We start from the raw sequence: 11,885 nt of genomic DNA, 5'->3' as shown, positions 1-11,885 counted from the left end.
GCATGGATGAACATGAATGGAACAATTTCAATACAGCAAGCACTAGGTAAAGTCATAAGTGGCAATCATTTATCCCGGGAAGAAGCGCGCAGTGTGATGTCTGAGATTATGGACGGAGCAGCTTCGCCGGCGCAAATTGGCAGTTTATTGACGGCTCTTCGCATCAAAGGGGAAACGTTTGAAGAAATTACTGGATTTGCTGAGACGATGCGCAGTAAAGCTATGCAGGTGAAGGTCCAACAAAGTGATCTCCTCGATACGTGCGGAACGGGTGGAGATGGTGCAGATACATTTAATATCTCAACCACAGCTGCAATTGTTGCATCGGCAGGCGGTATCCGAGTTGCTAAACACGGGAACAGGGCGATGTCGAGTAAAAGCGGGAGTGCTGATGTCTTAGAAGCTCTTGGCGTGAAAATAACATTGAACGGTGAGCAAGCAGCGAAGTGTTTGGAAAAGACGGGCATTTGCTTCATGTTTGCGCAAGCGTATCACCAATCGATGAAGCATGTTGCAGCGCCTCGCAAAGAGCTTGGTTTTAGAACGGTATTCAATCTGCTTGGACCGTTAACCAATCCTGCAGGTGCTGATCGACAAGTCCTTGGCGTCTTTGACCGTACCAAGACGGAGATGCTAGCCCAATCGCTGCAAGCACTTGGCTTGAAGCGTGCACTAGTGATCGCCAGTGAGGATGGTTTGGACGAATTCAGTATCTCAGCGCCTACGAAGGTCACTGAGCTGAAGTCAGATGTTATCACGACCTATACCATTACGCCGGACGACTTAGGTCTTCGTGCACATAGTATCAAAGATGTAGCTGGTGGAGATGCTTCGCTAAACGCTGAAATTATTCGTCATATTTTTGCAGGAGAAAAAGGGCCATATCGGGACATCGTACTTGCGAATGCCGCTGCTTGTTTCTATGTAACTGGTCATGTAGGCACGCTGCAACAAGGTGTGAAATTGGCAGCGGAAGTCATTGATTCAGGGCGAGCGGAACAGAAATTGACTGATTTAATCCAATATACAGGAGAATTATGCCATGTTTCTTGATAAAATTGTTGCTACAAAGCGTGTAGAAGTAGAAGCTATGAGCAGCTTTTCGATCGCGGAGGCTGAGAAGTTGATTTCTCAGCTTCCGCCTTGCCTAGGCTTCGAGCAGGCGTTGACAACTCGGAAGAACCGCGTTATGGGACTAATTGCTGAAGTGAAGAAGGCATCGCCATCCAAAGGCTTAATCCGCGAGGATTTTGAACCTGTCGGTTTGGCTCAGGCTTATGAACGAGCAGGCGCGGATTGCATTTCGGTGTTGACTGATGTTTCGTATTTCCAAGGGAGCAATGACTACCTGAAAGCTGTGCGTAGAGCAGTGAATGTACCGCTGCTGCGCAAAGATTTCACGATTGATCCGAAGCAAATCTATGAGGCAAGATTATTAGGAGCAGACGCTATTCTGCTTATTGCAGCGATTTTGACAACAGATCAAATGAAGCAATATTTGACCTTAGCGAAGGATCTTGGCTTGGACGCACTCGTCGAGGTGCACGATCGTGAAGAGTTGGAACGTGCACTTGAACTGGATACTCAAATGATTGGTGTAAATAACCGCAATTTGAAAACCTTCGTAACCGATCTAGGAACAACGGAAGAATTAATAAGCTTCATGCCAAAAGGAAAAACTGTCGTCAGTGAAAGTGGTATTTCTACCGTTGAAGATATGGCGTATGTCGAGCAGGTAGGTGCACAAGCAGTGTTGATTGGGGAGCATTTCATGCGTCAACCAGTCGTTGAGCAAGCTGTTCATCAGTTGATGGGTGAGTTGGTCAAAAAGTCGTAGTAACAGGGAAGAAAGAGGCGAATTTGATGGCTGTGGGAACGATTCCAACGGTAAAAATTTGTGGACTTCAAAGCGTTGAAGTGTTAAAATCAATCGTACATTTGCCGATAGCTCATATCGGCTTTGTTTTTGCATCAAGCAAGCGCCAGGTCACGCCGGAGAAGGCCGCGGAGCTGATTGCGTACTTGAAATCTGAAGAAGCGAATGGGCAAACAATACCACGTACAGTCGGTGTTTTTGTCAATCCATCGAAGGAACAATTGATCAATATCTTAGCTGTAGCTCCTTTGGACATCGTACAACTTCATAGCCAGGAAACGCCGGCGTTTTGCGCCTGGGTCCGTGAACATTTTGGGGTGCAGGTGTTTAAATCTGTATCCATTTCTAAAGCAGAAGATCGAATTCCCTCTTTGGAAGAGGTTGCTGCTCAACTCGATCCGTATTGCGGAACAGTTGATGCGATATTGCTCGATACGTTCGACCCCATTTATGGTGGAGGCTCGGGAACGACCTTTGCTTGGGATTGTATTCCTATTTATCAAGAGTGGGCTCGTACAGCAGGTATTCAACTGTTAGTTGCTGGCGGACTTCGACATGATAATGTAGATCAATTAGTGAATGCTTATGCTCCAGATGGCGTTGATGTATCAAGCGGCGTGGAGACAGATGGCGTGAAAGATATTGCGAAAATAACCGCGTTTGTGGAAAGGGTGACCCGGAAGTGACACAAGTACCTGATCAGCATGGTAGATTTGGCAAGTTCGGAGGCCGTTATGTGCCCGAGACATTAATGAATGCGCTACATGAGCTCGAAGAAGCTTATGCGCGATATAAAGATGATCCTGAGTTTATTGCAGAGGTCCGTTATTTGCAAAAGCAGTATTCCGGTAGACCTACTCCGCTATATTATGCAGAGCGCTTAACTGAGCTTCTCGGCGGAGCTAAAATTTACTTGAAACGTGAAGATTTAAACCATACAGGCGCACACAAAATTAATAACACCATCGGACAAGCCGTTCTCGCTAAACGTATGGGGAAAAAGAAAATAATTGCGGAAACTGGGGCAGGTCAGCATGGTGTTGCTTCTGCCACAGTGGCTGCTCTTATGGGATTTGAATGTAAGGTGTTCATGGGTGAAGAAGACACGAAGCGTCAGCAATTGAATGTATTTCGCATGAAATTGTTGGGCTCGGAAGTTATTCCAGTCACTTCGGGAACGCGTACGTTGAAAGATGCCTGTAACGAAACATTGCGTTACTGGGTGAGTAATGTGCAAGATACGTACTATATTCTTGGCTCTGTAACGGGTCCACATCCTTATCCGATGATGGTTCGTGATTTCCAACGTGTGATCGGGGATGAGTCCCGTGAACAAATCTTGGAAACAGAAGGCAGATTGCCGGATGCGGTTGTTGCTTGTGTTGGCGGAGGCAGTAATGCGATGGGGATTTTCTATCCATTTGTTCAAGATGAATCCGTGAAATTGATTGGTGTGGAAGCAGCAGGACGTGGCGTTAACACGGAGGAACACGCAGCTACTATGACCAAGGGAACGCCTGGTGTATTCCAAGGTTCTCTCAGCTATTTGCTTCAGGATGAGTATGGTCAAGTGTTGCCAGCACACTCCATTTCAGCTGGTCTTGACTACCCGGGAATTGGTCCGGAGCATGCGTATCTCAAAGACGCAGAGCGTGCTGCGTATTACCCAATCACCGATCAAGAAGCGCTGGATGCTCTACAATTGCTAAGCCGCACGGAAGGGATTATTCCTGCCCTTGAGAGCGCTCATGCGATTGCTCACACAATGAAGTTAGCGCCTACGATGTCGAAAGATCAAATTATTATCGTAAACTTGTCTGGGCGCGGAGATAAAGATGTGGAATCCATTATTAGTTATCTTGGCGAGGGGGTATAGGTGATGAACCGTATTGACAGTCGTTTTGCAGAACTCAAAGCGCGCGGTGAAACCGCCATGATTCCCTTTCTAACGATCGGTGACCCATCGATTGAGGCTTCTTTAGAGCTTATTTTGGAAATGGAACGCGCAGGCGCTGATTTAATCGAGCTTGGTGTGCCTTACTCCGATCCGCTCGCCGACGGTCCCGTTATTCAGCGCTCTTCGGAACGCGCTTTAAAACGTAAGATCTCCATCTTTGATGTTATTGATGTGGCTAAACAGGCAAGAAATCGTGGATCACAACTGCCATTCATCCTTTTTACCTATTATAATCCGGTACTGCAGATTGGACTTGAGCGTATTTTCAAGGTCATGCAGGAGAATGAAATCAGTGGCATTATTATTCCAGATCTTCCGTTAGAAGAAGATAGTGAGACTAGAGCAATTGCTGAGACCTATGGCGTGCATTTGATTCCGCTAGTTGCGCCAACATCGAATGAACGTGTGAAACGGATCGCTGCGGGTGCCCGCGGCTTCGTTTATTGTGTTTCTTCCCTTGGTGTAACAGGTGAGCGTGCTGAATTTTTCGGCGGTATTGAGGATTTCCTTGCAACCGTTCGTGAAGCAGCGAGTGTTCCAATTGTTGTAGGCTTCGGGATTTCGTCGCGGGAGCAAGTTGAACGCTTTGAGAAGTTGTGTGATGGCGTTGTTGTGGGAAGTGCAATTGTTCGCACGATTGAAAGTGCATTGCCGCATTTTGAAGCTGACGCCGCACATCCGGAAGGTCTTAAGCAAATCGGCAACTTTGTAGGTCAGTTAAAACGTTCGAACCACTAATTGATGAGGTGACTACATGAAACCGAAACAAACCATTATACATTTACCGGTTTACCAACCAGGTAAGCCTATCGAGGAAGTGAAGCGTGAGCTTGGACTAACTGAAGTCATCAAGCTTGCTTCCAATGAGAACCCATTCGGGTCTTCTCCTCACGTGAAAGCAGCCATTGAAGCGGAGATAGCGAATATTAGTCTATATCCGGATGGAGGCGCTGTACAGCTTACTGAAGCTGTAGCGGCATCATTGGGCGTTGAGACGAATCAACTTATTTTTGGCGCAGGTTCGGATGAAGTCATCCTTATGTTGGCGCGTGCTTTCCTAGTGCCTGGTGATGAGTCCGTCATGGCTTCACACACATTCCCTCAATACAAACACAATTGTGAAATTGAAGGTGCGATCTCCATAGAGGTTCCATTAAAGGATGGCACGCATGATTTGGATGCAATGGCTGCTGCCATTACAGATCGTACGAAAATTGTTTGGATTTGTAATCCGAACAACCCGACGGGGACGATGAATACGGATGTGGAAATTAAAGCTTTCTTAGCTAAAGTTCCAGCGCACACCATTGTTGTTCTTGATGAAGCTTATTGTGAGTACAACACAACTGGTGAGTTCCCAGATAGCATTGAGCTTATTGGCCAATACAAGAATGTGATCTCCCTGCGTACCTTCTCCAAAATCTATGGGCTGGCTTCACTTCGAATTGGTTATGGCATTGGGCATCCAGATGTTATTCGCTCGATTAATCAAGTGCGTGAGCCATTTAACACGACACGTTTCGCACAAGCCGCTGCGCTTGCTGCGATCCAAGATCAAGATTTCATTGCGAGCTGCCGTGAAGCGAATTCAGCTGGTTTAAACTACTTAGAAGAACAGTTCAAACAACTTGGGCTGCAATCGTTTCCTGCACATGGGAACTTTATAATGGTGGACGTAGCTCGTCCAGCAGCAGATGTATTCAACGGCTTATTGCGCCGAGGGTTAATCGTTCGTGGTGGACACATGCTGGGCTTCCCAACATCGTTACGTGTAACAATTGGTTCAAGCGAGCAAAATGCAAAATTCATTACGGCTCTTAAGGAAGTTCTTGCAGAGGTTCCTGTTCAAGCCTAATTCAGAAGATAAAGGTTGATACCTGTTATGACGAAAATAGCAATATTCGGCGTAGGGCTGATCGGTGGATCACTTGCCTTATGTTTCAAAGGAAAACCAGACTATACGGTAGTTGGTCATTCGCCCAATCCGAATTCCGTTCAGAAGCTGTTGAAACGGAATGTCGTTGATCATGCAACAACGGATATGGCTGAAGCTGTGGATGGGGCAGACTATATTTTCCTATGTGTACCCGTGGGTAACCTGGAAGAATATGTTCAGAAGTTGATGCAACTTCCCTTGAAGAAAGGCTGCATCATTACAGATGTGGGTAGTACGAAGGCTTCGATCACAGAAAGCGCAGCAGCACATCTAAAAGAAGGTTACTTTTTTATCGGTGGCCATCCAATGGCGGGCTCTGAGCGGCATGGGGTAGAAGCAGCTTCCTCGCACTTGTATGAGAATGCTTTCTATGTGTTGACACCGGCTGAAGGCACGCCACAGGCTGAAGTGGATCGACTTTCAAGTCTGCTTAGTCAAACCAAGGCTCAAATCGTTCAAGTCGACGCTCGTGAACATGATGATATAGTGGGAGCCATCAGTCATTTACCGCATATCATCGCAGTTGCACTTGTTAATCAAGTAAGAGGGTATAACGAGAGTAATCCGTTGTATCAAAATTTGGCCGCTGGAGGCTTCCGAGATATCACACGGATTGCCTCAAGCGAGCCGACGATTTGGCGTGATATCCTAGTCAATAATCGTAATGTTCTACTTAAGCTGCTAAAGGATTGGAATGATGAGATTTCCCGATTCATTCAGCTGATTGAGCAAAGCGATGGAGAAGGTATTGCGGAGCAGTTCCGAATCGCAGGTGAATTCCGCAGCAAATTACCGGAGCGTCGCAAAGGTGTCCTTACATCCTTATTTGATATTTATGTAGATGTTCCCGATCACCCAGGTATCATAGGCTCCATCACGTCGCTGCTTGGGAATGCTCGCATCAATCTGAGCAACATTCAAATCATCGAAAGTCGTGAAGATGTTCCTGGTATACTCAGATTGTCATTCCGTAACCAAGAGGAAGCGGATCGGGCTTCAGAGCTGCTTGGTAAAAATTATGCGGTGCATGTATAATTTCGATATTTATTCCTAATAATCCGTGGGCTTCCAGGCCATTGGTATCTGCCAATGATAAGGGAGTCTTTTTTTTTTTTTTTTTTTTGTAAACGAATTCACAGGTCTAAAGGCTCATGCTATAATGGGTCTTATTGTTTATATAGATCATTTTGATTGTTATGGGGCGGTTGAACTGAGGTACCGAATGCTGATAGTAAGTTTGTTAACAGTCATGATTGTCATTCTTAATTTTTCACCTATTTTAGCAAGTGCGAAAGACGTGTATTATTCCAATGAGGTTGCCGTTCTTGTCTATCATCACATCGACGAAAATCAGGAAAGCTCGGTCACAATCACGCCGAGGCTGTTTGAGCGGCAGTTAGTTTCTTTGCAACGGAGAGGCTTTCAATTCATTACCCTAGATCAATTTAAGGACTTCAAAAGCAAAGGAAAAGCAATTCCTGATAATGCGCTGCTTGTCACGTTTGATGATGGCTATGAAAGCTTCTATACGTACGCATTTCCCATTTTACAAAAATTACGTATACCTGCTGTGAACTTCGTCATCACGAAAGATCTGGAAGACCCCAAAAGGCCTAAGCTGGCCTCTCTCTCCAAAGATGAGATCAGACTGATGCGTATTGAAGATCCCGATATTGAATTTCAAGGGCACTCAGATGAGCTCCATGCAATGAAAGATGGAAAGCCTATGCTATCCAACAAACTAAATTTAAATGGCGTGTTAGAAAGCGAAGATGAGTTTAAGATGAGGGTCGTTCAAGACACCCGTATTTGTATTTCAAAGCTTAAGGAGTTAAATGCCTCAAAGGATGTAGATGCTTACGCTTATCCATTCGGAAGCTACGATGATACGACTATTTCCTATTTGCAGGAAGCAGGCATTCAATTCGCTTTTACGACGAAATCAGGCATTGCTTCTGAATGGACGGATCCGATGCAAATACCGCGTATTAACGGTGGAAGTCCTTTTGTTCGGCCGCATTCGATTAGCAATTTGATCATGCAAGCGAAGAGAGAACAAACGCTAATCGCAAGCTCGAAATAAGCTATGGTAAACGTTTTCAATAAAAGTGTTGACAGAATGAAACCGTATACATATAATAAAAGTACAGTATGGTTTCTCTCCACTCCTATCCGATAATCGCACCATAAGTGCAACCGCCGATTCGGCGGTTTTTTTTTGTCTTCATTTCGTTTTAAAAATACATATAAAACCAAAGCGATAGAATGTCGATAGTAGAGTAGCACTAGAAATATGAACTTTATCCAACAATTTGTCGAATCTAGCAGGAATCTCGTGTTCAATCAAGAATATGTAATAGGCTAATTTTTTGCTTATTTTGACATTCACATTTTTTTTACAAATAACCGCAACTTTTCACTCCAACTTAAGTAAAACATGTATGAACAGTTGGAGTGGTACCCGGAACCGCGAGGAGGGTCGCCACGTAATGACCGATTCCCAATTGATCAGAGAAATCAAGGATGGAAATGTTCAGCTGTATAACGAGCTAATGCGTCGTTACGAGCGCAAAATCCTTGCATTTATTTATCACATGCTGAAGAGCACACAAATGGAAGCAATCGCCGAAGATTTGTGTAACGAAACTTTTTATAAAGCGTATCGCAGTTTGCATTCTTTCCGAGAGATCGAGGCATCTTTTTCAACGTGGTTGTATACGATTGCCCGTAATACCGTATTGAGTGAGCTGCGCAAAAATAAAAGTGTCCAGGTGTCATTGGAGCAAAGCGGACTTACCCCGCATGCCTCATTTGATGCAATGCCTGAGCAGGCCATGTTGAGGAACGAAAAGGTATCCATGGTTCGCGAAGCGATCAATAGCCTTCCTGAGAAGCAGAGGTCTGCCTTGATTTTACGTGAATATGATCAGATGGATTACCAGGAAATTGCCAACATATTGGGTCAAACCGTCAGCTCAGTGAAATCACTCTTATTTAGAGCGAGAGCATCTGTTAAATTGCACTTGGATCCTTATTTCAGTGAACCGATATTCGAAGAATCGAAGGGATGACAACCGATGAAGTGTAGTGAGATCCAGGAATTATTTGGAGTCTATTGGGATTTGCCGAATGATGACCTGCGTCGTGCCGCAGTGGATAAGCATATAGAAACGTGCGACTCCTGTGGGGAGGAATTTCAAATATGGGAAGAAAGCATGGTTCTTATAAGGACTGCTGCAACCGACGAGGAGCTTACGGACTTTGAGCCTGTAGTTTCAACGAAAGTAATGAGCCGAATTTACGAGGATGAATCATGGCGGATTCCAGTATCGGAACGGATGTATTCGATTTCGTATAAACTAAGACGTAACTTAACTGCAGTAATAGCTTTCTGTCTTGCTCTTTTTGTGTTTAGCTTCTTATTTGCCATCGTCTATGATGGTTCGCCACAGTCAACCTTGGCTTCCGCGGACAATTCGCTCTACGACCTAGAAGCGCCTCAAGCACTTAAATCTAGCGGTTCAGAATCATTGAATGGTCATAAGTTGGGTGATGCAGTGGCTAGTTTGAACCCAAGCTTCATGGAACCTTTACGCTTTCATGTTGGACCCATTCACTCGTATCCACATTACTTATTAGTCGTATCACTACTTGGCTTAGTTTCAACCATTATTATTATGAATTGGTTATCACGAACGAAAACCTAATGCTCCTTTTGGAGCATTTTGCATTTCTAGCGCTGGAGGTAAGGGAATGACAACTATTGGGTTCATACGTCACGGAAGTACGGAATGGAATCAACTTGGCAAGCTTCAAGGGCAATTGGATACGGATCTAACAGACGAAGGCAGAGAGCAAGCTCGGTTGCTTGGGCTGCGATTAGCGCAGGAAAGCTGGGATGGGATCATCAGTAGTGATCTTAAACGAGCAAACGAAACCGCACAGATTATCTCTGACTTGTCTGGCATTCCGCTTCTGCGCACAGACAAGCGCCTGAGAGAGCGCAAATATGGGTTAGTTGAAGGGACTACGGTCGCAGAACGTGAAGAGCGCTGGGGAGCCGATTGGAGGCTTCAGGATCTGGGACAGGAGTCGGATAACGAGCTGTGGGCAAGATGGGTAGCCATAGAGACGGAGATTTTGAACGAATACCCGAGCAAGAAAGTGTTACTTATCTCACATGGCGGTTTTATTGTTCAAGTGCTCCGTGTCTTGAAACTAAATCAAGAGGAATTCCTGCAAAATACATCATTGACCCTTTTGTTACGTCAGGGAGATCAATGGGATCTCCAACTCTATAATTGTTTAACGCATTTGCAAACAACATCGGAAACGATGGTTTAAATGAAAGCATGACTCCAAAAGAGTCATGTTTTTTTGTTTGTAACGGAATATTTTCGGGAAAAAATCCCATAATGGTTACTAGAAACATCGGAGTAGAAAGCTCCGCCAGATGGGAGATGTAGGATGGAAATGAACCTAGCGGATATGCTCAGCTATGCCGATATCCATGAATTAGGCCGAATTGCACATACCTACGAGTGTGAGTGCAATGGTCATTCTAAGAATGAATTGATTCAATCGATCCTGAGCACGGCCATGCGCAAAGACATATTCGAAAAGCACATTCAAAGTCTTAGTTTGGAAAACATTCGATTCCTCAATTCTTTACTCTCCGATCCTCGTAATGCGTTTAGTATGGAGGAGCTCATCGCTAGAGTTCAACAGTCGCGTTTTCAGAAGGAAGAGTCGTCAGAAGGTTGGAACCCTCGGGATATGATCCTAAAATTCAAGAAATTAGGCTGGCTCTTCAACGGTTATTCGCAGCAAACGAAGTACCTGTTTCATGTACCATCGGATTTAAAACGTAGATTTGGTGATGTGCTGGCGAATCAATTCAAACAAGCTTTGGTGAAAACAGAGGAACCAACGGTCTATCGTGATGAACAATTACTTCTAGTTGACGACATATATCATTTCTTAACTTCAGTTGCCCAGCAGGAAGTGCCATTAACTGCGGAAGGATTTATGTACAAAAGACAGCTGCAACAGCTCCTTAGTATTTTATCCGTGCAAGAGGTTATGGTGCCTAAAGGGACATGGCGATTCGGCTACGGACGTATGTTTAAGGAATATCCGAATCGATTCTCCTTTATTTATGACTACTGCTATTACCACCAATTTATTAGTGAACATGACCTAGTACTACGCTTAACGGATGCAGGTAAAGCACGATTGCTGGAAGGGAAGAAGGAGTCACTTACGGATGTGTATACATTCTGGCTAAGGCTATACAAAAATCCGATACCGAATATCCAAAGTTTATCCGTCTGGATGGATCGACTCTGCGATCAATGGGTGACGATGGCTTCTCTCGTAGATCTGTTTAGTAAATTAGTTAAACCTTTTTACTATGACAGCTCAGAATCCATTGTAGAGCAGCGTATTGTACAAATGATGATGCACATGGGCTTGATCCGAATTGGTGAAGATCACACCTATGGTGCTGTCATTCAGGTTACGAAGCTAGGTTCCAAAGTTATTCGAGGTATCAGTATTGCAGAGGAAGATAAAGTTGTGCTCTTCTGAAAACTAGGTATTAACACATTCCCGTTCATACGGGCTTTTGAAGGAAGCGTTGAAATAGCGAGTGAATATGATGTAATAGGAGCAAAACACCGGGTTGGCGTACACCAAAATGCAGACACATATTTTTGCGAAAAAGAAGCTCCTGACAAACCGCGGACAACATTTGGAGGTAGGTCTCATGGGAAAAATGAATGTATCTAACGATGCGCTGCTGGCACTTTTCGCGGAAATGATTTGGGATAATGCCTTACGCAAATATAGAGAAGAAAATCTTTATAAAGAAATTGATAGCGCTTTGGCTAAGGGAGATCAGATATCCTTCTTGGCGCTAACATCTGAACTAAGGATTTTACAATCACTAGGGTAATCATTAGCTGCGCATGAGCAAGTAAAGACGAAGACATGAGGATTCCAATCCCATGTCTTTTTGTTTGTCTTCATTTGAAACTGAAACTTGATTGACAGCCTTGTGAGGACGGATTAAAGTACAAGTTGAGCTAATGCTACATAGCCGTTTGTGTTTTGGT

At 44.5% G+C, this 11,885-nt stretch carries 13 protein-coding genes; all 13 read left to right on the top strand.

Going from position 1 to position 11,885, the window contains the following annotated elements:
• Positions 1-6: 6 nt before the first annotated feature.
• Entirely contained in the window at positions 7-1,053 is a 1,047-nt protein-coding gene (gene trpD, locus AC58QC_RS13485; protein ID WP_497415660.1) for an anthranilate phosphoribosyltransferase, read from the top strand.
• Positions 1,043-1,837 (top strand): indole-3-glycerol phosphate synthase TrpC, encoded by a 795-nt coding sequence (gene trpC / locus AC58QC_RS13480; protein WP_497415659.1) that lies wholly within the window; start codon positions 1,043-1,045, stop codon positions 1,835-1,837. The genes trpD and trpC overlap by 11 nt, the downstream gene beginning before the upstream one ends.
• 26 nt (positions 1,838-1,863) lie before the next feature.
• Positions 1,864-2,562, top strand: coding sequence for a phosphoribosylanthranilate isomerase (locus tag AC58QC_RS13475; RefSeq protein ID WP_497415658.1), 699 nt, complete (start codon positions 1,864-1,866; stop codon positions 2,560-2,562).
• Positions 2,559-3,752 (top strand): tryptophan synthase subunit beta, encoded by a 1,194-nt coding sequence (gene trpB / locus AC58QC_RS13470; RefSeq protein ID WP_497415657.1) that lies wholly within the window; start codon positions 2,559-2,561, stop codon positions 3,750-3,752. The genes AC58QC_RS13475 and trpB overlap by 4 nt, the downstream gene beginning before the upstream one ends.
• Positions 3,753-3,755: 3 nt before the next feature.
• Positions 3,756-4,571 carry a tryptophan synthase subunit alpha gene (gene trpA, locus AC58QC_RS13465; protein WP_497415656.1) on the top strand — a complete coding sequence of 272 codons (816 nt, stop codon included), beginning with the start codon at positions 3,756-3,758 and terminating at the stop codon, positions 4,569-4,571.
• A 16-nt stretch (positions 4,572-4,587) separates the two neighbouring features.
• Entirely contained in the window at positions 4,588-5,688 is a 1,101-nt protein-coding gene (gene hisC / locus AC58QC_RS13460) for a histidinol-phosphate transaminase (protein WP_497415655.1), read from the top strand.
• 27 nt (positions 5,689-5,715) lie between these two features.
• Entirely contained in the window at positions 5,716-6,804 is a 1,089-nt protein-coding gene (locus AC58QC_RS13455) for a prephenate dehydrogenase (RefSeq protein ID WP_497415654.1), read from the top strand.
• A gap of 187 nt (positions 6,805-6,991) precedes the next feature.
• Positions 6,992-7,852, top strand: a complete 861-nt coding sequence (locus tag AC58QC_RS13450) for a polysaccharide deacetylase family protein (RefSeq protein ID WP_497415653.1) — start codon at positions 6,992-6,994, stop codon at positions 7,850-7,852.
• Positions 7,853-8,258: 406 nt separating this feature from the next.
• Positions 8,259-8,840 carry an RNA polymerase sigma factor gene (locus tag AC58QC_RS13445; RefSeq protein WP_056614299.1) on the top strand — a complete coding sequence of 194 codons (582 nt, stop codon included), beginning with the start codon at positions 8,259-8,261 and terminating at the stop codon, positions 8,838-8,840.
• Between the two features lie 6 nt (positions 8,841-8,846).
• On the top strand, positions 8,847-9,476 hold the full coding sequence (locus tag AC58QC_RS13440; RefSeq protein WP_497415652.1) for an anti-sigma factor family protein: 630 nt from the start codon (positions 8,847-8,849) through the stop codon (positions 9,474-9,476).
• 46 nt (positions 9,477-9,522) lie between these two features.
• Positions 9,523-10,113: a histidine phosphatase family protein gene (locus AC58QC_RS13435; protein ID WP_497415651.1), complete on the top strand. Its 591-nt coding sequence runs from the start codon at positions 9,523-9,525 to the stop codon at positions 10,111-10,113.
• A gap of 129 nt (positions 10,114-10,242) precedes the next feature.
• Positions 10,243-11,358, top strand: a complete 1,116-nt coding sequence (locus tag AC58QC_RS13430) for a hypothetical protein (protein WP_497415863.1) — start codon at positions 10,243-10,245, stop codon at positions 11,356-11,358.
• A gap of 178 nt (positions 11,359-11,536) precedes the next feature.
• Positions 11,537-11,725 carry an IDEAL domain-containing protein gene (locus tag AC58QC_RS13425; RefSeq protein WP_497415650.1) on the top strand — a complete coding sequence of 63 codons (189 nt, stop codon included), beginning with the start codon at positions 11,537-11,539 and terminating at the stop codon, positions 11,723-11,725.
• Positions 11,726-11,885: the final 160 nt, after the last annotated feature.

The sequence above is a fragment of the Paenibacillus sp. J22P51 genome, from assembly GCF_059692215.1.
The sequence above is the reverse complement of the archived record's forward strand: the minus strand, read 5'-3'. Positions and strand labels throughout refer to the sequence as shown.